This is a genomic window from Caproiciproducens sp., from assembly GCF_053840905.1.
The window spans coordinates 15,400-39,644 of the sequence record NZ_JBNLXQ010000007.1; the positions used below are offsets into that span (position 1 = coordinate 15,400).

Annotated in this window: 42 protein-coding genes; 4 read left to right on the forward strand and 38 right to left on the reverse strand. The window is 30.8% G+C overall.

The window, feature by feature from the left end:
- Nucleotides 1-19: 19 nt before the first annotated feature.
- From ACQGQ5_RS08475 to ACQGQ5_RS08640, 34 genes are all read right to left on the reverse strand, one after another.
- The gene (locus ACQGQ5_RS08475; RefSeq protein ID WP_455736092.1) at nt 20-496 is read right to left on the reverse strand and encodes a hypothetical protein; all 477 of its coding nucleotides are present in this window, start codon (nt 494-496) and stop codon (nt 20-22) included.
- An 18-nt stretch (nt 497-514) separates the two neighbouring features.
- Nucleotides 515-712: a hypothetical protein gene (locus tag ACQGQ5_RS08480; protein WP_455736093.1), complete on the reverse strand. Its 198-nt coding sequence runs from the start codon at nt 710-712 to the stop codon at nt 515-517.
- Between the two features lie 55 nt (nt 713-767).
- Nucleotides 768-1,172, reverse strand: a complete 405-nt coding sequence (locus tag ACQGQ5_RS08485) for a hypothetical protein (protein ID WP_455736094.1) — start codon at nt 1,170-1,172, stop codon at nt 768-770.
- A complete protein-coding gene (locus ACQGQ5_RS08490; protein ID WP_455736095.1) occupies nt 1,162-1,419 on the reverse strand; it encodes a hypothetical protein in 258 nt (85 codons plus the stop codon). Before ACQGQ5_RS08490 ends, ACQGQ5_RS08485 begins: the two co-directional genes overlap by 11 nt.
- A 79-nt stretch (nt 1,420-1,498) precedes the next feature.
- Nucleotides 1,499-2,341 carry a hypothetical protein gene (locus ACQGQ5_RS08495; protein WP_455736096.1) on the reverse strand — a complete coding sequence of 281 codons (843 nt, stop codon included), beginning with the start codon at nt 2,339-2,341 and terminating at the stop codon, nt 1,499-1,501.
- 22 nt (nt 2,342-2,363) lie between these two features.
- Nucleotides 2,364-2,909: a hypothetical protein gene (locus tag ACQGQ5_RS08500; protein WP_455736097.1), complete on the reverse strand. Its 546-nt coding sequence runs from the start codon at nt 2,907-2,909 to the stop codon at nt 2,364-2,366.
- A gap of 78 nt (nt 2,910-2,987) precedes the next feature.
- Nucleotides 2,988-3,530, reverse strand: a complete 543-nt coding sequence (locus ACQGQ5_RS08505; protein ID WP_455736098.1) for a hypothetical protein — start codon at nt 3,528-3,530, stop codon at nt 2,988-2,990.
- Nucleotides 3,527-4,111, reverse strand: a complete 585-nt coding sequence (locus ACQGQ5_RS08510; protein WP_455736099.1) for an NUMOD4 domain-containing protein — start codon at nt 4,109-4,111, stop codon at nt 3,527-3,529. The genes ACQGQ5_RS08505 and ACQGQ5_RS08510 overlap by 4 nt, the downstream gene beginning before the upstream one ends.
- 129 nt (nt 4,112-4,240) lie before the next feature.
- Nucleotides 4,241-4,468: a hypothetical protein gene (locus tag ACQGQ5_RS08515; RefSeq protein ID WP_455736100.1), complete on the reverse strand. Its 228-nt coding sequence runs from the start codon at nt 4,466-4,468 to the stop codon at nt 4,241-4,243.
- An 18-nt stretch (nt 4,469-4,486) separates the two neighbouring features.
- Nucleotides 4,487-4,729 (reverse strand): hypothetical protein, encoded by a 243-nt coding sequence (locus tag ACQGQ5_RS08520; RefSeq protein ID WP_455736101.1) that lies wholly within the window; start codon nt 4,727-4,729, stop codon nt 4,487-4,489.
- A gap of 16 nt (nt 4,730-4,745) precedes the next feature.
- Nucleotides 4,746-4,901 carry a hypothetical protein gene (locus ACQGQ5_RS08525; RefSeq protein ID WP_455736102.1) on the reverse strand — a complete coding sequence of 52 codons (156 nt, stop codon included), beginning with the start codon at nt 4,899-4,901 and terminating at the stop codon, nt 4,746-4,748.
- Complete coding sequence (locus ACQGQ5_RS08530) at nt 4,894-5,121, reverse strand: hypothetical protein (RefSeq protein WP_455736103.1); 228 nt, start codon at nt 5,119-5,121, stop codon at nt 4,894-4,896. Before ACQGQ5_RS08530 ends, ACQGQ5_RS08525 begins: the two co-directional genes overlap by 8 nt.
- A gap of 231 nt (nt 5,122-5,352) precedes the next feature.
- Nucleotides 5,353-5,718 (reverse strand): hypothetical protein, encoded by a 366-nt coding sequence (locus ACQGQ5_RS08535; protein ID WP_455736104.1) that lies wholly within the window; start codon nt 5,716-5,718, stop codon nt 5,353-5,355.
- The gene (locus ACQGQ5_RS08540; protein ID WP_455736105.1) at nt 5,711-6,142 is read right to left on the reverse strand and encodes a DUF5659 domain-containing protein; all 432 of its coding nucleotides are present in this window, start codon (nt 6,140-6,142) and stop codon (nt 5,711-5,713) included. The genes ACQGQ5_RS08535 and ACQGQ5_RS08540 overlap by 8 nt, the downstream gene beginning before the upstream one ends.
- Complete coding sequence (locus ACQGQ5_RS08545) at nt 6,132-6,569, reverse strand: hypothetical protein (RefSeq protein ID WP_455736106.1); 438 nt, start codon at nt 6,567-6,569, stop codon at nt 6,132-6,134. Before ACQGQ5_RS08545 ends, ACQGQ5_RS08540 begins: the two co-directional genes overlap by 11 nt.
- Before the next feature lie 611 nt (nt 6,570-7,180).
- Nucleotides 7,181-7,366: a helix-turn-helix domain-containing protein gene (locus ACQGQ5_RS08550; protein ID WP_455736107.1), complete on the reverse strand. Its 186-nt coding sequence runs from the start codon at nt 7,364-7,366 to the stop codon at nt 7,181-7,183.
- A 278-nt stretch (nt 7,367-7,644) separates the two neighbouring features.
- Nucleotides 7,645-9,306, reverse strand: coding sequence for a hypothetical protein (locus ACQGQ5_RS08555; RefSeq protein ID WP_455736108.1), 1,662 nt, complete (start codon nt 9,304-9,306; stop codon nt 7,645-7,647).
- A gap of 41 nt (nt 9,307-9,347) precedes the next feature.
- On the reverse strand, nt 9,348-10,457 hold the full coding sequence (locus ACQGQ5_RS08560; RefSeq protein ID WP_455736109.1) for a hypothetical protein: 1,110 nt from the start codon (nt 10,455-10,457) through the stop codon (nt 9,348-9,350).
- Between the two features lie 19 nt (nt 10,458-10,476).
- Nucleotides 10,477-11,586 carry a hypothetical protein gene (locus ACQGQ5_RS08565; protein ID WP_455736110.1) on the reverse strand — a complete coding sequence of 370 codons (1,110 nt, stop codon included), beginning with the start codon at nt 11,584-11,586 and terminating at the stop codon, nt 10,477-10,479.
- A gap of 780 nt (nt 11,587-12,366) precedes the next feature.
- The gene (locus tag ACQGQ5_RS08570) at nt 12,367-12,879 is read right to left on the reverse strand and encodes a hypothetical protein (protein ID WP_455736111.1); all 513 of its coding nucleotides are present in this window, start codon (nt 12,877-12,879) and stop codon (nt 12,367-12,369) included.
- Nucleotides 12,873-13,022, reverse strand: a complete 150-nt coding sequence (locus ACQGQ5_RS08575; protein ID WP_455736112.1) for a hypothetical protein — start codon at nt 13,020-13,022, stop codon at nt 12,873-12,875. Before ACQGQ5_RS08575 ends, ACQGQ5_RS08570 begins: the two co-directional genes overlap by 7 nt.
- 21 nt (nt 13,023-13,043) lie before the next feature.
- Nucleotides 13,044-13,391, reverse strand: a complete 348-nt coding sequence (locus ACQGQ5_RS08580; protein ID WP_455736113.1) for a hypothetical protein — start codon at nt 13,389-13,391, stop codon at nt 13,044-13,046.
- Between the two features lie 17 nt (nt 13,392-13,408).
- Nucleotides 13,409-13,792 carry a hypothetical protein gene (locus ACQGQ5_RS08585; RefSeq protein ID WP_455736114.1) on the reverse strand — a complete coding sequence of 128 codons (384 nt, stop codon included), beginning with the start codon at nt 13,790-13,792 and terminating at the stop codon, nt 13,409-13,411.
- Entirely contained in the window at nt 13,789-13,938 is a 150-nt protein-coding gene (locus ACQGQ5_RS08590; RefSeq protein WP_455736115.1) for a hypothetical protein, read from the reverse strand. The genes ACQGQ5_RS08585 and ACQGQ5_RS08590 overlap by 4 nt, the downstream gene beginning before the upstream one ends.
- Entirely contained in the window at nt 13,931-14,092 is a 162-nt protein-coding gene (locus ACQGQ5_RS08595) for a hypothetical protein (protein ID WP_455736116.1), read from the reverse strand. Before ACQGQ5_RS08595 ends, ACQGQ5_RS08590 begins: the two co-directional genes overlap by 8 nt.
- A 311-nt stretch (nt 14,093-14,403) precedes the next feature.
- The gene (locus ACQGQ5_RS08600; RefSeq protein WP_455736117.1) at nt 14,404-14,625 is read right to left on the reverse strand and encodes a hypothetical protein; all 222 of its coding nucleotides are present in this window, start codon (nt 14,623-14,625) and stop codon (nt 14,404-14,406) included.
- Nucleotide 14,626: 1 nt separating this feature from the next.
- Entirely contained in the window at nt 14,627-14,758 is a 132-nt protein-coding gene (locus tag ACQGQ5_RS08605; RefSeq protein WP_455736118.1) for a hypothetical protein, read from the reverse strand.
- A 142-nt stretch (nt 14,759-14,900) separates the two neighbouring features.
- The gene (locus tag ACQGQ5_RS08610; RefSeq protein ID WP_455736119.1) at nt 14,901-15,230 is read right to left on the reverse strand and encodes a hypothetical protein; all 330 of its coding nucleotides are present in this window, start codon (nt 15,228-15,230) and stop codon (nt 14,901-14,903) included.
- 28 nt (nt 15,231-15,258) lie between these two features.
- Nucleotides 15,259-15,636: a hypothetical protein gene (locus ACQGQ5_RS08615; protein WP_455736120.1), complete on the reverse strand. Its 378-nt coding sequence runs from the start codon at nt 15,634-15,636 to the stop codon at nt 15,259-15,261.
- Nucleotides 15,637-16,330: 694 nt separating this feature from the next.
- The gene (locus ACQGQ5_RS08620; RefSeq protein WP_455736121.1) at nt 16,331-16,861 is read right to left on the reverse strand and encodes an HNH endonuclease; all 531 of its coding nucleotides are present in this window, start codon (nt 16,859-16,861) and stop codon (nt 16,331-16,333) included.
- Nucleotides 16,862-16,878: 17 nt separating this feature from the next.
- On the reverse strand, nt 16,879-17,133 hold the full coding sequence (locus ACQGQ5_RS08625; RefSeq protein ID WP_455736122.1) for a hypothetical protein: 255 nt from the start codon (nt 17,131-17,133) through the stop codon (nt 16,879-16,881).
- On the reverse strand, nt 17,130-17,552 hold the full coding sequence (locus ACQGQ5_RS08630) for a hypothetical protein (protein ID WP_455736123.1): 423 nt from the start codon (nt 17,550-17,552) through the stop codon (nt 17,130-17,132). The genes ACQGQ5_RS08625 and ACQGQ5_RS08630 overlap by 4 nt, the downstream gene beginning before the upstream one ends.
- Nucleotides 17,553-17,664: 112 nt before the next feature.
- Nucleotides 17,665-18,138: a hypothetical protein gene (locus ACQGQ5_RS08635; RefSeq protein WP_455736124.1), complete on the reverse strand. Its 474-nt coding sequence runs from the start codon at nt 18,136-18,138 to the stop codon at nt 17,665-17,667.
- Complete coding sequence (locus tag ACQGQ5_RS08640; protein ID WP_455736125.1) at nt 18,135-18,302, reverse strand: hypothetical protein; 168 nt, start codon at nt 18,300-18,302, stop codon at nt 18,135-18,137. Before ACQGQ5_RS08640 ends, ACQGQ5_RS08635 begins: the two co-directional genes overlap by 4 nt.
- A 258-nt stretch (nt 18,303-18,560) precedes the next feature.
- Here ACQGQ5_RS08640 and ACQGQ5_RS08645 point away from each other — a divergent pair, with 258 nt between their 5' ends.
- Complete coding sequence (locus tag ACQGQ5_RS08645) at nt 18,561-18,767, forward strand: hypothetical protein (RefSeq protein ID WP_455736126.1); 207 nt, start codon at nt 18,561-18,563, stop codon at nt 18,765-18,767.
- Between the two features lie 74 nt (nt 18,768-18,841).
- Here the strand turns inward: ACQGQ5_RS08645 and ACQGQ5_RS08650 are convergent, their stop codons facing one another.
- Nucleotides 18,842-19,276 carry an SHOCT domain-containing protein gene (locus ACQGQ5_RS08650; RefSeq protein WP_455736127.1) on the reverse strand — a complete coding sequence of 145 codons (435 nt, stop codon included), beginning with the start codon at nt 19,274-19,276 and terminating at the stop codon, nt 18,842-18,844.
- 199 nt (nt 19,277-19,475) lie between these two features.
- Here ACQGQ5_RS08650 and ACQGQ5_RS08655 point away from each other — a divergent pair, with 199 nt between their 5' ends.
- Nucleotides 19,476-19,805, forward strand: a complete 330-nt coding sequence (locus tag ACQGQ5_RS08655) for a hypothetical protein (protein WP_455736128.1) — start codon at nt 19,476-19,478, stop codon at nt 19,803-19,805.
- Nucleotides 19,806-19,843: 38 nt separating this feature from the next.
- Nucleotides 19,844-20,260, forward strand: coding sequence for a hypothetical protein (locus ACQGQ5_RS08660; protein ID WP_455736129.1), 417 nt, complete (start codon nt 19,844-19,846; stop codon nt 20,258-20,260).
- A gap of 30 nt (nt 20,261-20,290) precedes the next feature.
- Here ACQGQ5_RS08660 and ACQGQ5_RS08665 read toward each other — a convergent pair whose 3' ends face one another.
- The 3 genes from ACQGQ5_RS08665 to ACQGQ5_RS08675 all read right to left on the reverse strand — a co-directional run bounded on the left by ACQGQ5_RS08665 (nt 20,291) and on the right by ACQGQ5_RS08675 (nt 23,068).
- Nucleotides 20,291-21,097 (reverse strand): hypothetical protein, encoded by an 807-nt coding sequence (locus ACQGQ5_RS08665; protein WP_455736130.1) that lies wholly within the window; start codon nt 21,095-21,097, stop codon nt 20,291-20,293.
- Between the two features lie 1,129 nt (nt 21,098-22,226).
- Entirely contained in the window at nt 22,227-22,574 is a 348-nt protein-coding gene (gene cutA, locus ACQGQ5_RS08670; RefSeq protein WP_455736131.1) for a divalent cation tolerance protein CutA, read from the reverse strand.
- Between the two features lie 11 nt (nt 22,575-22,585).
- Nucleotides 22,586-23,068 carry an LURP-one-related/scramblase family protein gene (locus ACQGQ5_RS08675; protein ID WP_455736132.1) on the reverse strand — a complete coding sequence of 161 codons (483 nt, stop codon included), beginning with the start codon at nt 23,066-23,068 and terminating at the stop codon, nt 22,586-22,588.
- A gap of 217 nt (nt 23,069-23,285) precedes the next feature.
- Between ACQGQ5_RS08675 and ACQGQ5_RS08680 the strand changes: the two genes are divergently transcribed.
- Entirely contained in the window at nt 23,286-24,011 is a 726-nt protein-coding gene (locus tag ACQGQ5_RS08680; protein ID WP_455736133.1) for an ABC transporter ATP-binding protein, read from the forward strand.
- Nucleotides 24,012-24,245: the final 234 nt, after the last annotated feature.

Consider the following 24,245-nt stretch of genomic DNA (forward strand, 5'->3'; position numbering starts at 1 on the left):
TCTAATAATAATCATTCTTTTAATAAGTTTGAATATTGATTTTTATTCCTAATGGATTATCTTGATTGAATTGTTCAATACCTTTTTCTATAAAATGTGCACCTGAAAATTTTGAAAATCTGTCAATTGGATTGTTAGGTTGATTCTTCCACGCCCAGCCCCTATCCAAAATCAAGGGCAGATAGGCATCTGAACCATGCCAAAGTGACGGACTATAAGATAATGCATCATTAAAACGCAATCTCATTTTTATAGTAATTTTAGTGCCATTTGTACTTATGTCTAAAAAATCGTCCACGAAAAGCGCACGTTCAAATTTGTAAGTTCTTTTATATACTTTAGGCGAATAACTCATATAGAATATTGATATTTGATCATCTATACACTGTTTTAATCTTTCAACTTCACGTTTTAAAATATCAGCAAAAGATTGATTACTTGATGTTTGTAAACTTCCTATATTCTTGCTCTGCAATTGTTCTAATATCGTTGGCATTGTTTAACATCACCTTTATTAAGATTGTACATAAGCATTGTTATGATAAAAAACAGATACAAAATCATCAAGTCTTTCCATCTGCGAAGAAGTTAAAGTGGTTTGTTCATTTATCCATTTGGTAAAAATCCAATTTTCTATATTTGTTTGCTCCGCAATTGTCTTTTGTTTTAAACCAGATTTATCAAGGAATAATCTCATATCTTCACGTTTCATTTTTTACACCTCCAATCAGTACAAAAATATACTTGTATAAAAATATACTAAAAAATTAATCATCAGTTGGAATATCATTCATACCCATTAAGTCATTAGCAAGGTCATCACCTTTAGTTTCCTTGAATAATTCATTTTTAATTTGAAAAAAACCAGTAATATATTTTGGGTCATCTTTGCTTTTCTCTTTATATTCTTGATATAAGTCAATCAAATCTATTATGTAATTTCTTTTCTTTATATCTAAAACAGCATTTTGAACATCTTTGTTTCTTAGCCAACCTTCAGCCGTTTTCTTTTCAACTTTTTCCATAAAAGAGTAGTTCTTTTTGAAATCCTCAAAATCATTAGTTTTGCAAGGTGTTGGTAGTAAATCAGGTGCATATTTAAACACAAGATAATATGCTACTCTATTATTAAATTTATCTGATAGTTCTGTTAATATGGATTTACTCGCCATCTTCATTTACTCCACTATCTTCATTATCTTCTGTTTTATTGCCCAAAGTTTTCTTAGCAAATGCTAAATTAATACCTAAAATTATTTTTTTATAATTGTCCTCATTCATACTTTTTTGTTCATTTTCAATTTGTCCAATAAATTGAGCAGACAAACTTTTATCGGTATCTTTTAACGCTTTTGCAACATCTCTAAGAGATACTCCACGCAAATTTCTAAATTCTTTAATTTCTGTTCCACTAATCATCTAAATACTCCTTTTAACATTTTTTTGAATAAAAAATAGCCGTTGGAATAAAACCCAACGGCTATAATAATATTTATTTTTAAGCAATTGTTTTGCGGAGGATACATATACCTTGCTCATCTACAACTTTTGTGGCGTACAAACTTGAAGCTACAATATTGGTTCTAAGCAGAAGTAATTCTCTCTGTTCCTCAACATTAATATTCTTTTGGAAAATATATCCCAAAGAATTTTTCTTAACGATGTACGTTTTCGTTTCAGGTGTGGCACCCGTTGTAATCGTATTATTATTACACATAATGACAGGAATACCAGCATAGTAGCCTACAATACCATTTCTAACAATACCATTATTAGCGGTAGAAGTAGTCAATGTAGTTGAAGTAAACTGATTTAGTGCCTTTAAACTAGGAAGTAGTTTACTATGAATAATAATTCCTGCAAAGTCATCATAATTCTGTGCATCACCAAATGAACTAAAAGCATTATCAAGTTCAGTCTGTGCAATCTGATCTACCGCACCAGTTTGAATTTTATAGATAGCTTCATTATCCATTGTAGTTACCAAGTCACTATCAATCTTCAAACGCATAGCATCAGATACCTGTTCAACCATACGATCCATCACTGGTGCCTGGATCTGCTGTGATTCAACATCGTAAACAGTTACAGGAGCAGCTACCTGTTTAATAGTAGCAGGATTATCAGTCATATCAATAACGGCAGGGGTGAGGGCTGTGCCTTTAGTTACCTCAACTGCCGAAACTGTACGTTTAAATCTTGGAAAATTAACGGTATCACCCTTATTTCCGATTTCAGAAACATAAGGTGTAGCATCAAAAGCTACTTTACCAATCTGCAAAGTCGTGGAAAGACGAGCGTTGACCGCATCAGAGAATACTTTTGGAATAATAAGTGCCATAATTTATTTCCCCTTTCAAATTTTACTTTATTAATGTCTTATAAAGTTCTGGATTTTCACTATATAATTTTGCCTTTTCAACATAAGACATTTTATTAAATTGTTCTTTTGTTACACCTGTATTTGAGTTATGGGTAACAGGTTCAAACCCATTGTTGATTTTAGATTGCTTTGCAATATCTGTTAAAACTGAAGCAAACTTTTCTACATCAATATCATCTTTCAGATATTCATGCAAAGAAGACGGGATATTTTTTGACTGTAAAGTATTAAGAAACTCATAATGTTTCTTTTCTACATCAGCCTGTTTACTCTTTTCTTCAAGTTCATGCAAACGTGTTTCAACATCTTTCTCCGCATCGGTTTTTTCCTTTGGAGTAAGTTCCTTGATTTTATCAGTCAGCGAACTAATCTGATCTTCAAGACCCTTTTTCTGTTTACTGTATTCTGTACGAACTTTATCAGTTTCAGATTGGATTTTTTTAGTAAATTCATCCTTGGACATTGTAATAGAATCTTCGTTGTTTTCGTTTGTTTTATTTTCTGTGTTTTCAATAATTTCTGCCATAATTTATTTCCCCTTTATATATAAGTTATAAAAGATAAACCCATAAAAATGTTTTTATCTGCTATCCCTGCAATATATCTATTTTATTACTCTTTTAAAGTCTGACACGAAAAATTGCATGGTGTAACCACTATAGTCATAATCAGGATTATAACTATTCATATTCTGCATTGAACATTTCCCTATGCCATACTGATTTGAACTTGTAACCAAATTAGATATTAGTTGAGAAAGAATATCCATTCTTGTTCCTAAAAATCCTTGTTTTTCACATTTCATTAATGATTTATGTGTAAATATGTTTATATATAAATACATATCCTGTATTGCATTTGAAGCTACAATATCTTTTGGTATTGCATCAATGCATACATATGTCCTTTTTTCCTGAATCGTTTGCTCATAATACAGATAAGGTACAATAATTCCTTCATGCCATACATTAGGTGTAACTTTCCTATCCCAATAGCCTAATAATTGATCTGAAATCTCTAAATTTGAATCAGGGTTAGGCAGAAGTATATCAATAATATCTTGATCATTCGCAATATCTGACATGATTTGCATTTTATACTTTGCTCTATTATCTAAACTTGAAACTAATTCTAAATCAGAAGTCATATATTCACTTCGCTTTCTAATTCATCTAAGTATCTCCATATATAACCTTTGTACATATGGTTTTTAGTTGTCTTTCTTGCACGATAACCTATTATGTATTGGTCATAATGTAAGGTATTCCATATTGTAACCCTACCATCCCATATTTTTATAGGATTGTTATCTTTATCATATTGAACTATTTTTCGTTGCCTAGTTTTACTTTGTCTTTCTAATTTATCAGCATAATTGTTGTTGTAAATAACTGTACACCATTCAAGATTAGTCCAAATATCATTAGTATGTATTTGATCTTTATGATTTACTGTATTCCAGTCTGGATTAGTTCTTTCACAAAAATGTAGAGCAACTAGCCTATGCTCTGTAATTGTTTTAAATTTACCATGATTTGAAAGTTTATAATAATAATATCCAGACTTCTTATTCAAATCTTCTTTTAGAATTCTATGTGAATATATAGAATATAATCTGCCATAATTACTTATATAATAGTTTTCATAAGGAATATCATTTAGCATTACTGGCTTGAATTCTTCATCATCAGCTATTTTTTTAAGTTCTGATATTTCCTGCTTTTCCATTTCTCATTTGTCAACATCCTTCCTGTATCTCGAATTAAATTAATAACCAGAATACTTGCAATATCGTTCAATATAATAAAAACCAGATACTATATTTCAAGTATCTGGTTTTTATATTTAGGATTGATTTTAGTTCAATTTATCTGCTTCATCAGCCATTTCTTTTGCTCTCTGAATTAATTCAGGACTATTCGTTTTAATGATAAGAGCAGCATAACCAGAAGCCATATAACGCAAACGATTTTCTTCACGTTGATGGTCAGCAACTTGTTTTTCAAGATTTCTTTTAATATCTTCATAATGTTCGATAGTTTTTTTAATATCTACATTATCTAAATTTGGGCAACAACCTGACATTTCTATATCTCCTTATAATTAAATTAAATTCTTTCCCTTAGAACAAATTTGACACCATACCTCTTTACCATTAAAAACAACATGACTTGAAATATAATGTAATTTTTCAAGGTAAGATAAAATAATAAAAAATTCGTTTGTATCAATTTTAGCATCATTAATAATAGATTGACAATCCACACCATTACAATAAGCATCTTCATTTGAATATGTATAAAGCCAATCTAAAATAATTAAAGCTTTTCGTATGTTTACTAGCATTTTGTAATCTCAATTCTTATTCAACAAATTCAACATTTTTAAAATCAACTGTATTCCAGACGTTAGGTTTTTCCTGCAAAGTAACAAGTTGTGTATCAAAAAAGATATTCACAATAGGGAATATCTTATTTACTCCAAGTTTTAGCATTGCTTTAGTAGGCATTTTATTCATTATCTGTTTCCCCTTCATTTTTAGCATTTTCTTTATTAGTTTCTTCTGTAAGTAATTCTTCAAATTGTTTATGTTGATAAAAACAAAATTTTAGAGTTTCTATCTGTGTCTCATAATCTACTTTAGAATTATCAATAAGAGTTCCATCTAACGAATTTGCTAAATAGTCTATAGCACGTTGTAAATATCCGATTTGGATTCTACTTAATTCAACCTTCATTTGTTATCTCCTTATTTCACTCTCAATTTTATTAATAAGATAAAAACAGACAGGGCAAGCAATAGCGCACTCACCGTTCCATCCAATAAATTGCGTGTTGCCCTGTCTATTCCTTGACGATTATAGAAGTGATTTCTACTTTCGCCCTTATAAGGTACACATCAATTAGCGGCTAACTAATCACTGTGTACCCGTGTGATATATAATGTTTGATATGCCCTTATAATCTAATTAATATCGTCTATATTGATCTTTATGATAATCATTCTTTTTATGTTTTAAGAATGATTCCATATGCTGGATTCCTTTTGGGGTAAATGTGACAACCATATTTTGTATATATGTAGCATCATCTGTTTTATCATATTGTTCCAAACCGTATTCATCAATATCTTTAATGAAACCTGATTCTAACAAAAATGTAAAACTCTGAATAAGACACATTTTACTTAGTTCTGGATTTAAAATATCTCCATGATTATTACGAAACGCAAACTTTGAAAAATCTACGTCTTTACATTTTAGATCATTACCAACAAACTTATATAAATAATTCAACACATTATTTGCATTGTCGCAAATATGCAAATTAATCATTACTCTGTTCTCCTTTATCTTCATTCTTTTCTGCTTCTTTTACTTCCTGTATAGGTTCTGTTCCCTGCTCAATAGATGGAACAGGAGTATTATATAAAGATGAAATCATATTATTATAATTACATTGTTTCATCTGAAAAAGAATCTGTTTCATTGTTTCGGAAAGCTCTTTTGAGAAATCCGATTCCGCATTTTCTCTATTTTTTCTACGTTCACGTTTTTCCGACCACTTATCATGATGTTCATTTATAAAATCATCAATAATACTATTGGCTTTATCTGAATACTCAAAATAAAATGTTTTAAAATTTGGATTGTTAGGACTATACTTAATATCGCAAATATGCCAACCTTCACCGTTTTCAATTAAAATATTAAAGAGTTTTTTAGATGTAACCTTCAGTGCTTTAGTTTCATTCTTCATTGCTTTTTTCTCCTTTATTATTCTTATTATCTTTTAGTGCTTTGTCCAATTCTAAATTTTCTTGCTTACGTTTTTTCTTATATTCTCTCGATTCCGCTATAAGCTGATCTAACGCCATAGACAGTTCTGGACTATTCTTAAAAACATAAATTCGTTTTGTAGAATCATGACTATTAGGGATAATACTACTCAACTGTTTCATAAGACCCCAATCCACTATAAGACTTTCAGCTATATTCAAGCTTAGTACATTTCTAAATTCTGGCATTGACTTTTCTTTTGCTTTCTTCTCTTCCTCAATAACCTTTTCACATTTCTTTTTCAGCTCATCAACTGCATTCATCAGACCTTCATTGTTATTTGTTCCAACTGCTTCAGATATAAAATCCAAAAAAGACTTTATATCGCCCTGCATTGCTTTATCCATTACATTTCATACTCCCTTAACTTTAAAATTATTAATATATTTTAAGTCTGCTTTTCAGCAAACAAATAATATTCGGATACGAATATATAAATAACTATATTCGTATCGTTAATCGTGATAAAATTACTCAAAATCAATTTGATTACACTGGAACTAATAAAGCGTATAGGAGATGTCCCCTAATGGCTTCATATATAAGAATGAGGATTATATGTTGCTCGTACAATCCTCATTCAAGATTCTGGCAACACAAGTAGTTAGCTTGTGCAGAATGAATAGTACATTCTTCTTTCTTCGATGCCTAGTCATCTTTTCAAGTTTAAGTGAGGTAAGGTGGGGTTGCACCACATCAAGATGACGAAATTATCTAATGGTAATACATGCTTAGAGACTTTCCCGACTTCATCCGTAAAATCGCTTAATCGTATTCGTTATTTGCCTAATTAATAGAAAGGAGGTTGAAGGTGATCTGTAAAACACCTCCATATGTAAAAACAGAGGGAAAATGAAAAACCTCTGCTAATACCAAAATTATTTTAGGTTCCTATTGCAATTTGTATTTTCCTGTGATATAATACATAATGTGATAATATAGTAATTTTTAACTAAAATCAAAAATCCCACTTCTGCATTAACTGATCAAGTTTAACTACTGTAACATTGTCAAGGTCTGTTTTACCTTTTTTGTAATTACATAACTCAACAGGAGAAATATTAAGGTTCTTCGCTACAAAATTCTGTTTTAGTCCACTTTCTTCTATGAACTTTTGAAATCTTCTCCTAATTTGTTCCTGCACTTATAGTCACTCCTTATTTTTATTTATTTTAATTTCGTTATTTTTATAAATATAAAAGCCGTTCCTAAATGGAGCGGCTTTATCTTTGATTGAAATATGTTTCCAATTGAAAACTGGAATCTGATTTATGATTTATAATGAATCACTGATATAAAATATTATTAACGATAGACAAAAGTCTATATAATCACTATCCGGTTTGGTTAGAACAATAATTTATATTGTTCCTTCCATATGGGAAGATTTTAAACCTAGTATTCATGCGTGTTTCAAAGATTTTACGTAGCACTTTTTTTAAATATATCTAAAAATGCATTAGAATTATTTATATAAAGTTCATTCAAAAGCCTTAACATAATAGAACTTATATTATTTTTTAGTATGTAAATCATTATGGCATACATCATTTTATCGTCTATTTTGTTTTTTCTGAGATAATACCTGTAGTATTGTATAATATTGTTTTCTCTAATTTCATTTTTCTTTTTTAATTGTTCATCAAATTCTGATATTTTTATAGCTTTACATTTACTTAATTCAGAATCCATATTAGCAACATAATCAATTACTTTCTTACGCTTATCCCTATCCATATTACTCCCATCTATTTCTTTAGTATTTAGTAATTTTACAAATAGTATTTTATTCCTATTGTCATATGATTCTTTTTTACAATTTGTAAATATATCATATAAATAGTCCATAGCTGTTTCATAATGATTCATATACTTCCCTATATTATTGCTCTGACTTATATACTTGAAAAAGTTTGGTTTACTATTTATCATGCGCTTATATTCTTTTACACCATTGTTTGTTTTTCTTTGATATGTTGCTTCTATCTTTGGGAAAGTACCATCTGAACAATTCAATAAATCTTTAATTGCTTGCTTTTTATTAATTTTATATACCTTTTTAGCACTATCGATTACGATACAGGAAAGCACCGTTGCTATGTCTGCTTTTTTCATCAATTCATTATCTACAATACCTTCAGTATTCAGCTTATTCCAGAAAGCCGACATAACTAATTGTCCTGAATTTACTGTTTTACCAATCTCTTTTTGTGAATCAGCGAGATCATTATCTATTGCCGCCATATTTTTTAGTGTTGCATCATAAGTTTTATTAGATTTGGGAACTTCATTGATACATACTCTATACTGCTTAAACACTTTTTTTACATTAGCAAGTAGGGTACTATTCTTAACTACAAGAATTTGGTCTGAATCGTAGTCACAACTCGATAGCATATCTTGAATAGGGAATCCGATTGAATTAACATAAACAATGTTTTCAGATAAATTAAAATATTTATCAATCAATTCATTTTTGGTATTTATTCCAAGATAACAGTTAGAGGGGGAAGTATGCGGAGAACGGAAACAAGATAGTTCATCACCATCTTTAAATAATGGAGTGTAAATCTGATTATCTATTAGTGATAATCTTTCTGGATTTTCCTCTTTGATTCTTTCATCACCAACAGCGTGATAAAGATATTCGATTCCGTTTCCCAACATTACACAATAGTCTGAATTTAATCTAATTTTACCATGTTTACAGTGACTAACGAAATTGCAGATATTTCTATCTTTAAAATTATAAAATTCATCTGTATTCATAAATTCAGGGGTGTGTTTTGCTAAGTCATAAACCATTTGATTACAATTTCTATCTGTTGCTGATTGTTTTATATATTCAAGAAAGAAACCATTGTCAGTTTTAAGTTTATTAATATAATCCAATTCAAATGAACATAATTCTAGCATTTCATTAGCTGTGATCGGCATACTGTTTAAAATTTGGTAACTGGTTTGATTGAGTATATTTCCATTTGCATCACATCCCCTTTTTGATGGCTTTTCATGCTTACAGATACCAAACGGGATACCATTCTTAGAATCTCTTATAACGATATCTTGCCAATAGTGCCACATTTCCTTTTTAGAGCCTTTATAATCACTGAATTTTAAAGCCTTTAAAAACTATTGGGGGTAGTAATCATAACGCATTCAGAAGCCTTTAAGGGTTCATTAAGCATACTTGTAAGTTCCCATTCTTCAAAAGGTACTGTAATATTATGATTGTCATGATAATCTTTAAGAAATTGTTTGAGGTTCGTTGAAAATGCCGCTGACTTAAAGAAATGATGTCTTAACAAATAGAATGCTTTCCCATCTTGAAAATAACTACTATCCAAAAGAGATTCACCATCGAAAATACTATTGTGAACTGGATAATTATCTATTGGAATACTGTCTAATTGTTTTTTATCATTATATTTTACAACATTAACATTCCAATTAAACTCACTATCAATATCACTAATTAATAGAATCTTATGAGGGTCAATATTTATTGTATCTTCAATAGCAGAGCCTACCAATGCGCTATATGATAACAATGCAGTATAGTCACCATGAAAATTAGAGAAATCAATATCCATATGCGACCATGTAAACATTGGTTTAAATAGCTTTTCTTTGATAAATAAACATTGCCCTGTGCGTGATTTGGCAGATGATCTCTTGTAACAAACATACTTTGTTGTTTTCGTTTTTCCTGTCTTTTTGTTTACTACTGTAATAGTAAATCCATTATCAACTAAATAATCTCGCAAGTTTTTAATCTTAACTTCATTCCAATTATCAGATAATTCTTCATTGTCCAATTCATTTTTAATTTTATCATGATAATCAGTAAGTTTTTGCAAATACTGTTTTAATTTATTTTTTCTTTCAGTTAATTTAGTTTTATGTACATTACAATTTGTTTTTTTGAATGCTTCTAACTTACAATCTACAACATCAATTTGTTTTTGTACTTCAACTGTCTTATCTTTAAGGTATTCCATAACTGTATGACCATTTTTAACATTTGAATTGAATTCCAAATTGATAATATCATCACTGGTCTGCTGATTTATCTTTTTACTATGACTTATCTTAAAACCAATTTGTTTTAATTTTAATAATTCAAGACTATTAGGAATCATGCCGATATACTCACCTTTAAGCTGTGTCCCCCTAATCATATGAGAATATACATCACTTGCTTCAATAGTTCTAATATAAACGTTATTATTCATATATATTATCTTTCCTCTTTCATTTCATCATTGTTTGTTTGTTTTTTTTAATATTTCCTTGATAATTAACCATACCTAAACAAGAATTAACAATATCAGATTTTAATATATCATCTGAATTGTACAGATCATTTCCAAATTTCTTTTTATTGAATAGTGTTTCTAATTTTTTACTTGCAAACTTCTCTTGTGCTTTTACAAAGTCATTATCAAATTTATCTGATTCTTCCACATCTGCAATATAATTATCAATAGAACTAAAATCTGTACCTACTGGCGCTTCTATGTAAATTGTTTTGTAGCAATTTATAATGTCATTTCTTTTTAATAATGTACCAACTTTTTTTACAAAATCATTAGTGAATTCATCTTTTTTAGTTTTATTGGTATATATCTTCCATTTTTCATTACTTTCATGCACATCATAAACAATAAATAGATTAGATTCTAATTCTGATATTTTCTTTATTGTGGCTTCATCCTCAATAAATTCAGTATCGTAATAATTACTCCCATTAATTCCATCTTTAATTACAGTGATACCATAATCATTTTTAACAATCACATTAGGTATTGCACTCAATTTCTGTAAAATTGTCTTTAATCTCCGTTTGTAACTATTCATTATGGTGTTACAATAATCTAAGAAGAAATCTTTTTCATAATCATAATAATACGTTTCTTCACCATCAACTGTATGATACATATTATCGTCAAAATGATATACGCAATCATTATAATTCTCATTAATCAATTTTAGATTTTTAATAATGATTTGGCTTTCACTACTATGTAGAAACACATCACATTCTAATATTTCACAAAGTTCATTAGTCATATAAGTAGATATTGCACTTGTCTTATGACCACCATTTTTATGTCGTTTATCATTTTCTGATTTTGCTTTATTACTATGATGACCACGTTTATCAACTTTTTCTTTTGGGTCATTATATATTTCAGTAATAATAAATTTTTGACCATCTTTAGAATAATCGAAATATCTTTGCCAATCTGCTATTTGTAATTGCCTTGATTTACCACATTTTTTAATTGGTTCATCTAATACACTACATAAATTATTGTAATTTTTGAATGATTGATTAGTTTGTAAATTCTGTAGGTTCATCTATTTTCCTTTCATCATATTTTGAAAACCTTCACTTTTGTTTTAATGTGAATACACTCTTACGTATTATTATCAGATTAATTTAAAAGTGAATATTTTTAAGTAGTCCTTATAGTAAATAGTGTTATTATTACTGTACTTTTGCCTGTTGCCTTGTAATGCTCCTATCGTCACATTACTGCGGCAAGCGCTCCAAAAGTACCAAAAGGAGCGTACATTTATTTTTTTATAATTTAATAATATTACTATAACTTTAATGTTTTCTATTAATCCAATCTAAATATACTTCCTTAGTATCTTCATATCCAAATACCCAAAATGTCTTTTTAGTTCGTTTATGTATTCCTGTATTTAGTAACCTCATGCCATTATTAAGATAATAATTTGTTTGCAGTGGATTATAAATATAAACTTTTTTAGTATTATCCATTATAAAATCCTTTCATAATAAAATATGTAACTGGCTGATTACGAATTAATTTGTTTGTTTCATTTCTACATCTGTATTCATCCCTTTTTATTTTAAAAATATTTTTGTTTTATCTATTGACATATCATAAAATCTGTGATATTATAGCATCAATATAAAACATAGAGTGGATAAGTATGATATTTGCTGTTTCCTATTCTTAATTCAATTATACACCTTAAAATTAACATTTTCAAAGTTGATATAGGGCAATGTAGGACGATTACAAGAGATTGTCTTGCTATTGCTCTATTTTATTTTGTCTTACTTAACGTTACAAATACTTTAAAAATATTTTTAGTATTATTGGTTTAATCATCATCAGTATTATTTACTCTTATTGTTTTGTGTTTGTCTGCATATGTGTAGTCTTCTGATCTAATCAGGTTATAAATTTTCGTGCAGAATTGGATTGAACTATACATAAAATTATTTATAATTGGATTAGTGTCTGGTAGTTGCTTTATTTCTTCTACTGGTACATGATATTGTTCTATATCCCAATGCTCTATTGGTATATGAAATTCCCATCCATCCTTTTGCTTCACAACAAAATATCTATAATATTCGATTAATTTTGAATCATAAGCGGATGGTATAGGAATTTTGTAAATACATTTAGTTTGAATTAAAGTAAGCAGTTTATCACGCATTTTATAATATAGTCTTATTTGTTCATCAAGATGTTTTGTATTTGGCTTAACTTGCAATTCACTTTTTAATATCTTTGCTTGTTGGTTTAAAGAATAAATTGCAGATAGTAACATTCCATATGTAAAGTATCTTGATTTTAAACATTTTAATGTAAGTGGGTCTGTTAGCATTTGTGTTTCTCTTTATTGTTCATGGTCTGTTTAACATAATTAATTATAATGGCAATTGCTTCTTTATCGCCCTTTTGTAGTTCTATCCAAGGTTCAAAAGGTATGCTCTCAACAATTCTAATTGCTTCATCCAAATCTATCATAATCATTCTCCTTTTTTAATTTTAATGATACTCCTTAACATGTTTCGTTTTAATAACATCACATTTATTACATTTAAACTTAGCTTCATATGTATCACCACTATGCTCTATTAGTTCCCAATCGCTAATTCGTATCCATTCATGAAATAAACCATGCTTTAAGTATTTTCTAGCTTCTATCCTATCTGATTCTTTTTCTTCTTCTGTAAGTTCTTCGTAAGGTGTATTAATTTGCCTTGTCCATCTATCAACTGCCCATTTTGGAATAGTTACTGTTCCATCTGTATTTTGAATACTATTTTCAAATAAATATTTCATCCATCCAGACCATTGTTTATGCGCTATGTGCGCCCCTTGTTCTATTTTCATATTTTATCCTCTTTCTTTTAGAAATGAATTTCTAAATCGTTATCCTTATTATTTAGTTCTTCGTTGAAATCGCATTCATCATTTTCAATTTGTCTCACAAATTGATTATACTGATTTGCTAAGTGAATATAATTGAAATTGCTTTGTAGAATAGACCACCTTGAAATTGTTATTGCTTGTTTTGCTAGTTTAGTGATTTCTTTTATGTCCGCATTTAATTTACGTGATTTGTCAAACCAATATTTTTCACTTTCTGATAAGCTTTCAATTATATCAAATGCTTTTATATTTTCAGAGTCAATATCTTCATCCTCAACACAGGAAATTTCATCATCGTTAATTATGTACTTAAAATTTTTAATATTATCAGATTCACAAATAACATGTTTATTATCTTTCAACCATTGTTGGGAAAATCTTTAGGTGACAAATTACTATGCTCATAATCACTTTTAAACATAGTTTCAAAATAAATGTTGCTAACAAATACCCCTGTTTCTTTCATAAATGTTTTTCTTGTAAGTTCTTCTTTTTTAGTATTATTCAATATATTTTCCTTCACTTTCTTCAGCCATATCATTATCTATTTGTTTTCTAAAATCCGAACTACATACACTTTCAAAATAGAATGTTTTTAGAATTTCTCTGATTTCTTTATCATTCTTCGCCCACTTTATTTTAGCAATATACTCATTTAGCATTTATATTCCTCTTAGGTGAAATTCATATAATACATCACTGATATTCTCAGTACCAACAATAAGATTATATATTCTTAATGGCGGTATATTGTCATGCAACAAATCGTATTCCTTAGATGTCATATGTTCCATACGTCGTTGATTTTTTGATGCCTGTACACGCTCATAAACGTGTTTGTATATTGTTGGATATGTTTCATGATATACTTCTATGTCATACCATAAAATATCTGAAAGTAAGGTGTGGAATGTTGCAATACTAATTGGTGGAGTTTTTATTGGAAATCCATATTCTATTTTTGATTTTTCATCTATTTGTGTACGGTTTTTTCAATTCTTTCATCATCTTTGGCATATTGTAAATCAATTTGTTCTGCGAGTTCACCAATTTTTTCTAATAATCGTTTATTACCTTGTTTCTTTAATATCTTCTCAATATCATATGGAACTAAATCCCATTCTTTGCATTTTGTGATATGTTCCATTGCTTGATTAATGTAGCGATCATAGTTTTTTTTCATTTTATCTGTCATTCTAATTATTTTCTCCTTTAGTTTTATCAATTAGTTGTCTTATGTCATGCGATACTGAAGCACCATAATATTTATAATCCAGTATTTGGGTGAAGTATTCTTTTACAAGGTCAGTTAATTCTTCTCTTGACATATCCTTACATTCTTTCCCAATTTTTAAAGTTTCGTCAATGGTGTATTTTGGGTTTGTAAGGATATATAGAGCATTTGCAAATGCTTCATGCAGACTAATATCTGTTTTTTTAATTCAGGTGCATTATTCATTTGTTTCTCCTTTAAAATTGTGCATCAAAGCAATACATATTTTCAGTATCCCATAAGCCAATTCGTTGGAATCCTTTATAATCTGGATTGTTTTCTGGTTCTACTAATTCAACACCATAGTTTATAGGCAATATAATTTCTCTTGTAGTGCCATTATTAAAATTAACTGTAAGAGTAAATGTTTCATGATTGAAAGTAACGTTTTTAAAATTTACTGGTGCTTGGTTCATGTTGTCTTTTTCTATACATTTGAGTAAACCACCATTTATAGCCTTTTTAAACCAGAGATATGTTGTAAGTAATTTCATTTCGTGTTTTTCTTCTTTACTGTATTTCACCATTATTTTATTCTTCTTTCTTTTAATAATATTAGTTCATTAATCCAATATATAAATCATCTGCATCAGGGAATGTTTTGATTTGATATACTGTTGGCACTTCAAATTCAAATAAGTCTTGTTTTTCTTCCTCATTCAGACTATAGATTTCTCCAACCTTATCAAGATTAAGCGAAAATTCGCCAACATCTTCAATAGGCATTGTGATTTTTCTATTTTCATCTGTCTGTGGATTGCAGTTGGAGAAAGACAACCAGTTATGTAGCTTCTGGCATTTTCCAAAATACATTGAAAATAGTTCAAACGCATTATTTGGGTTTTCACTATCACCTACATTAATAAGGTATCCTGTCTTGTGTGCGGCTATATCTTTGACTAATTGTTCTTTACTGATCTTAAAATTTGACATTAATTTAGATTCTTCCTTTCAACTTGCTTTCCCCTCAAAACGTAAAGTTCAGCCTGTTTTTGCTGGGTTTCTTTGCTATTATTCTTAATTTAGCATTATATTTTGTGTATTATGCCGTATAATATATATAAAATTTAGTGATTATCCTACTCAATGCAATGTTTCTCAAAATATTTTTTTAAAATTGCATTGACTTTTAGCAAGTTCATGATATAATGAGTAGGAAATCAAAGTTAATACTGCATTGGTATCATCTTCCTTCTGGTTTTATTTTTATATTCAATTATCAAAGGACAGAGGTAGAGATACAAATGGAATATCTCTCCATTTATGTTATACGCAAAATGAGATAGTATCCCTTTGTGCATACATACAAATACGAGAATAGTAGTGTAGCATTATTTAGCAATTAAGCTGAATAGTGCTTTTAGCGTTATATTTTTCCGCTACTTATGTTTATTGTACCATATCTGGACAACCAATAACAGAGTAATAGTTACCAAACATTGAAATATTTTTTTGTATATTTTGGTATGTGGTCACTCCATTCTATTTTCTTCTTTGGTTCTATATCCATTATATACCCTTAAAAATAGCGATTTCAAGTTTTGCAATAGTTTTTTCAAAATTTTTTAAAAATATTTTCAGATAAATTAAATATCAGGAGATTAGCTTCTGCCATCCCCTGTATTTCTTAATCATAAACATAAACTACTGGTACAGTTGAAACCATTTGATTCTTAGCTACTACAAATCTTACGTAGCCATCCAGAAGCAATTTATCAGCATGAGATTTTACCATGATAGGTTCGTCCAGTTCCCCATGTCTATTATAATAGGAAGAAACTTTTTGCAGTTTGTTCTTTTTTACACATGATCTGGCATATGACATAGGTATTTTTATTTCTTGCAAGTTAAGTAGTTCATCATAATGATAATGGCGTTTGGGGATTATTGCTGATTTATTTTTGAATGCTATATATTCCTGTTCTGTCATATCATTCTTCTCATGATTGCATTCAGGGCAACAAATAACAAGATTTGATTCCACTGAAGCCCCACCCCTGCTTAGTGGAACAAGATGATCTATGGTGATCTCATTTTTAGACAGGTTACGTTTACAATAATGGCATACATGAGGATTGCTCTTAATAATTTTTTTCTTTGCAATTAAGTATTCCAACTGATCTTTACAGGCTTGTTTTCTCTTTTCTTCATCTGTCATGTTAATCCTTCTTCCTTTTAGGCTACAGAATCAACATTTTGAAAGCCATTTAATTTTACAACCATAGGGAAATCAGGAGTTTTAACATCACTAAGGATAATGATTGCAGATTTTTTCTTATCTGCTGACAACCAAATTGAAGAATATTTGTTGTCTATCAGGCTTTCACGCACAAGAATTAAGCCATTAAACTGTACATAAGTTGTCCAAGGCAAATCATTACAAAGGGAACGTTTTACATCTTCACGAATTTCTTTTAGCTTATCTGTCATACTGCAACATCTTCTTTCCTATCAACAACATTAATCATGTTATTAAGTTGTTCTTTCGCTTCAAAAATGGCATTGGCATTATTTTTACTTGCAATATCGCTAAGTACCATTGCTTTTGTGTGCCTGATAATATCATCCAATAAGTTGTTAAACGTCTGTTTTTGCTCTTCTGACATAGCCATTTTATTTGACAAAGTTATTTCATCCCTTACATTTATAATAGAAAACTCGCAGTTTGGAAAGAATTGATTCAATTTATACTGGATAGCGTTTACTGCTCCACGAAATGTAAAAATATGAGCATCATCTATATTCTTCGTAAGATGAAATATAGAGACTTCTGAAAGATAACCAACATACATATGGTTGCTTTTGATGATATACTGCTTATCAGCATCTTGTAATGTGTAAATTTTCATATTAAACCTCTTTTGATAATAATTGTGGTAAGGCATACCAAATAACGTAATATAATAGATATGCCTTACCCATTTGAAAGAAGAAAGTAACAAAATTGTAACTTATAATCAATTATAAAATCATGAATTCTAAGAGTTCAATTTTTTCTGTATCTGACAATTCAAGGTTAAAGGTTGCAAATTCATAGCCGCCGTTTTCTTCCAGTTCGTCTAAATGATCTTGTTGTTCTTCTTTGCATTGGTTGTCATCTGCATCATGATTAGGCATTTTATCATAATCAAGAATTGCAGGTTTGCACCATGCTTGGATACCATAATGAACTTCATTTTTATATGAAAGTGTAATGAACAGGAGTGTTTTTGAATCATCATTTCCCAACCAACCACAGGTAATTGACATAAAGTCATATAATGCTTGACTAATTCCTGTGACAACGTTGGAATCATCGAATCTAACTTGTTTTAACCAATCGCCTAAATCATTGTGGGAATCTTCAAGGATAAGATTTTCTGCATCAAATTTGCCTTCCCACAAAACCTTTTCAACCATTTTACCTTCAACAAAAGTTTTGCCAGTGATTTTCATTTTGACAACCTCCAATTATATTTTTTGATTTTTCCTAAATAGCGTAACTCTCTGAAAATTTCACTTGATTGAAGTAAGTAAGGATTCAAACTGTTTTCTATTTGCTTGATAGGTATTCCAGTATTTTCACTTGCAATTTTAATCACTTGTTCCAGATCAACCAATAATAAATTACCTCCTTTTTATTATATAAGGCATAAATTGCATTTATTTGGTCATAATACTTTCGACTTGTCCTTTGTTGGTATGCAACAATTATAAGATAGCACTACTATCTTTGCAATATGCACTTTCAACAATCATATTATACAAATTAGAATTATAATTGTTTATACTGATTAGTTAGTATTTCTCTTTAATTTTTTATTTTTTAGTATTATTATGTTTATATCAAATTCAGTTGAATAAAGGAGATAATCATAATGGATAAAACATCAAGAAGCGAAGTTGTTAAAAAATCAAAGAATAGAATTTATGACACTGTTTCTGTACTAATCCGCAAGGATGATATGTGGAATAAGGATTTTTTGCAAGATCATATTGATAGGCATAACTATAAAAGCATTAATGAATTTATTGTCAAAGCTATACATAATCAGATTCAGCAAGATTTGGACAACGATAAATAAAAATTTCAAAAAAAATAGACAGCCACTAATTAAAGTGACTGCCTATTTCTATTATATGGATTAATATTTTGTTTTTAAATGCTATCCAATATTTTTTTACGCTTATCGTCATATTCATCCTGCGAGATAAGGTTATTTTTTAGCATATTATTTAGGTCTTGTAATTTATCTGTTGTGGTACTGGTGCTTTCTATGATGGTTGGTTTTGCTTCTTCTTTCTTGCGCTTAGTAGCAGGATAAGTAAAGGCACAAATAACAAAAACAATTCCTGAAGCTATCATGCCAGCAACACAAGCATTTCTTTTAACATCAAGTGCTTTAGTATCATCACTTTGATCAGACAATTCTCTCCCTTGAGTATAAGATGCAGTAAGAGCGTTTCCTTGCGCTATTACATAATCTTGTTCTGTACTTTGTCGTATGCCTAAACAAGCGATAAACGATATAACGCTAATTACTATAAGAATAATTAGTAAGCTTTGAAGCGGTGTTTTATTTTCATTTTCCATAAAAATCAGCTCCTTCTAAATTATGGTAATATTATTTTATACCTAATATGGAAAATATTCAATATATAGAGACAATATTCCTTTCAATCATAAATAGCTCATCATTCACATTGCATATTTTTTTATTTTTCTCTTGAAATATATTCCAATTCGACCTATAATGCAAATAAAGATTATATTTTGAAAGGGTGTAAATAGTATGGAGCAGCTTCATGAAGGATACATAGGTATAAAAAATTTCGCAAATGAAATATATGGATTAATAGCTATTGAAAAAACTGAAACTAGAGAAACCATTTATAATAAAATGTGGGAAGGAAAACTTGTACAATACATTTTTGATAAATATCGTGATGATATGCGTGATTACGAACTTGACAAAAGATGCGATATTAAGTTTTGGGAACAAGAATTTTTTCAAGCTACAGGTTATGTAAAATCATTACCTGCAAATAACTGTGAAAATGGGTTATTGCTTATTACCAGTGTTATAATGTCATGGTTAGAAGAGCCTAAAGTTAAACAGTAAACATTATAATTTTAAATTTTTCCATAAGGACTGATATAGTGAAAAGAGTAATTTTATTAATAATATCATTAATAATTATAATTGTCTCTATTAGTGGTTGTAATCAAAGAGCTTCAAACACAGAAGTAGAAGCAACCACAATAAATACTGTTAGTTCTCTTAGTACGGATGTTAAAGAAGTAGTTTTAGAGTGGCTATCTAGTGCCGATGATTTTATAAATTCTAATAAATTTGTTTCAGATGAATTATATAATAAAACTGTAAATATAGCTAATGATACTTCTAATAAATACACCAGTGACGATAAAAGTATCATAACTGATTGTCAAGCATTATACATTAAAATGTTTACTTGTGGTACGTCAACTGATGAAACTGCAAAATTAAAGTATAAACAAGAGATTTTAGTTGATAGAAATAATATTGCAAAAAAAATAGGCGAAAAAACAAAGTAATCCCCAATAATTTTTATAGTTTATTCTACTTTAGTACTGAACATGATCTAACACTATTTCATCTTGTAACTCTTTAATTTCGTATAATGCATTAATATCAATTTCCCTATGATCTAATATCAAATTGAAATATTTCGTAATCTTGTCACCAAATATTTTTGAAAATGGCGCAAAGTCTAAAAATTCATCTAATGATTCTGTATAAAATTCTGCACACAAATCGACATGCCCTATATAATACAAAACACCTTGCATAGTTTCTAAATAGAGTTTTAATCTTTTACTGTTGTCAGTTTCAGAATTCAAATATTCTAGTCTTTTACTTGCATTATAAAGTTCCTTTTCACGTTGTTTTGATAAAAATTTTTCTACAGGCACTTTCTGCCTATCTGTTTCATAAAATAATGTATCATCTCGATAAATAATTTTATTTTCACTATACGAATTAAAGTTTAGTAGTACCATAGTTTCAACTCTGCTAGCACGATATTCTGAATATACGCCTAATAGTTTATGTGCTTCTTCATGGGAATGCAATTGTCTTTCTACTAGAAATTGATCTTCAATGTGCGTAAATTCATGAAAAAATACAGCTTTTTTAACATCTTTATTAAGGTCTTTAATCTTCGGAGATACTAAGATACGATAATATGAAAATTTTTCATTGGGGCATTTTGCTATTGCATATGTATTTGCTCCAAGATTATTATCATATTGCGGTTTAAAGTCTGGTAATTCCTTATTATCTACAAACTGTTTATATTCTTCATAATATTGTTTGCAAACTTGATTTAATCTTTTTATTTCAGATTTTTGAAATTTACCTTGATTATTCATAAATTCTCATCTCCATTGAAACTTTACACCTAATAAAGAAATAATACAACATTATTTTCCAAATTGAGATAAATAGAATAATAGCAGTACCAAAAATAGGACAGTTTAATTATATTTATGGGTGCGTGTTTTGTTCACACAAACTCAGACGAATTTCATCTAATTAAAATTTGAAGGGTGGTTAAAATGACCATCCCTATTCAATTTTGTGGAGGAATATCGTTGTCACAAACGCCGTCCGTTTTTCGGACAGCGATATTCAGAAATATGTTTAACACACATCTAAACTTTTCAGTACGAATTTCGTACCCAATTTCTAATGTCCGTTTTTCGGACTTTCCAAAGCAACAAATTTCGTCCAGCGATAAGATTTCAAGGTGTGCGAAAATTTTCTCACTCCTTGAAATTACAAGCAGGGTAGTAATTAAAGCTACTACCTTAACTTTCTAAGAAAACATAATAAAAAACAAATAAATTAGGCACAAACTTTTTAGAGGTATAATTACACTACCTGAAGATTATAATTGAAAATCATGTGATATTTCATTATAACACCTTATGAAAATAGCATATGCGTGTAGAATTGTCTACGAGCCTTTCTAAGCGTTTTTATATCAAATAGTATAATTACACTACAAGGCTATAATAATGCCTTGAATAAGCGTAGAAACGCTTTAATATAAAGAGTATGTATTTATCTATGAAGTTGTCTTCAGATCATGATATATAGTTTTTAAAGTGCCAATTTTTAGTAACACTTTTACGATAGTTCAAATAAGCATATAAAAATATTTTTTATTAGTCCGTCATGAAAAGCCTTTATCCATGCGGTTTATGAGCGCTTTTCTTATCAAAAATAGCGTTTATCGTCCGCTGTCATTTTTAAGATAAGGTGTAAATAAGGTGTAAAAATATTTTTATATGTCTGTTTTATATAGTGTTCATGCGGCTTTCAAGAGTTTAGTAGTTAGGTCTCCAAAACCACGTGCCGAGGGTTCAAGTCCTTCTGCCCCTGCCAATCAGGAGTCTCGACACGCAATTCGCGTGCGGGGCTCTTTTCTTTACACCGGACGGGGTCTGGACAAGTTTCGCGCTCACAGCTTTGCGGGCGCGTTTTTTTGCGCCCAAATCAGCCGTCGTTTCCCCGGTCAAAAAGGTCGTTGACAAGCGGCAGAATATTGATCACCGGCTCTTCATAGGGATGGATGCTTTTGATCACCCGGACCGCGTTCGCGGCCAGTTCCCTTCTGCACCGGATTTCCATTTTACACTCTTTTCCCGAACAGATTTCTCCGGCCGTACCCTGATAGGGATGAGCGCCGTCCAGCGGGCGCCAGTATCCGCTGACCTTCGACACGGAAACACAGTGATCGTAGTTCCCGATTTTCCCTGCTCCCACGCAGCTTAAAGCATCCCGGATAGGAACCACAAACTCCTCCGGCACAAAAATCTCCAGCTTTACTTCACGGAACTCCAACGGTAAGCCCCCTATTGGTTGGATTCGTTATGCATACAGTTGTCAATGGCAATCACCATGCTGGTAAAGAATGCGGCGTCCTCCGGATTTGCCACCGTCAGGCAGTAAGTATCCCCCCAGGAAAGCCATTTTTTATGAATTTCACCGAAAACCTGCCCGTTGTGATAAATGGAAAAATCCATTTCCATAAAACCGCCCTCAATTTCAAAATCGCCGTAGCTGCTCTGCACATTCAGCCTCGGAGTGAAGAAGGAAAATTCCTTCTTGATCCTCGCGCAAAACTGTTCGCCGACATAAATTTCATATTCGGGCAGAAAGGTCAGCACCTTCTGTTTAATATAATATAGCTCCCTTCCCGTCAAATCATACAGATGGATTTTCGCTCCCCAGGTGAAAAGCTCTCCTTCCACCGTGTAAACCGGTTCGCCAAGCTCATTATAGACGCTGTATTTATCTCTCAAAGAAAATATTTTCTGCTTAATGTACAGATCCAAAGAAATACCTCCATTACCGGCGGCGGTGTCATCCCACCTTTTTATATTAATTTTATCATAAACAGAAGAATATGCAAGCATGACTTTTATTTTCTGAATCAGAATGATTACATATTTGTTTGTTGTTTTCATACGGGAATCATATTAAAATAGAAATTACCAAAATATTACTTTTTTCTTTTCTTATTTAATATAGATTTAAGTTTGGAGGATCCGTATGAGCCTGATCTGCTTAAAAGATGTCCGCAAGGTTTACCATGTGGACAAAGAAAAAATTGTAGCGCTCGGCCGAATCAATATCACGATCGAGCCACAGGAAATCTGCTGCGTGCTCGGGACCTCCGGCTCCGGAAAATCGACTCTGCTGAATATGATGGCGGGACTGGAAAAAGCGACCAAGGGCCGTATTATCATCGACGGAAAGGATGTCACGAATTTTTCCGAAAAACAGTGGGCGCTGTTCCGGCAGAAAAACATCGGTTTTGTCTTTCAGTCCTACAACCTGATGCCGACGATGACCGCGATAGAAAACGTGGCGATACCCCTGGTGTTCAAGGGCATGGGCAAAAACGAGCGGATCAAAAGGGCGGTACATATGCTGAAAGTCGTCAACCTGGGCGACCGCCTGCAGCACAAGCCGACCCAGATGAGCGGCGGACAGCAGCAGCGGGTAGGAATCGCCCGCGCGTTTGTCGTGCGGCCCAAAATCGTGTTTGCGGACGAACCCACGGGCAATCTGGATAGCAGGACCAGCCGTGAGGTAATGGAGATCATGGTGGCCATGGCAAAAAAATACCATGAGACTTTGATTATTGTAACGCACGACGGGGAAATCGCCAAATATGCCGACCGGATCATTACGATCCACGACGGCAGCGTGCTGAGCGACGTGAGGGACCTGTCTGTTAACAGTGGGATAAACGAGGAGGAATTAAGTTCATGAAAAGAACAGGAAAAAAGCGTGTTTCCCTTATTTTGGCGGTATTGCTGATCGCGGCATTTTGTTTCGGCGGCCTTCCCGCTTCGGCGGTAACCTATGCGCAACCGGCACCGACTGTAAGCAGTGAAAAATTGACTGTCTCTAAAGGAAGTCCTTTTGAAGCTACTTTCTATTTTAATCACCCTTCAGAACATTCAAATAAAATTACAATCACTGTCGAAAGCTCCAATGATTCTA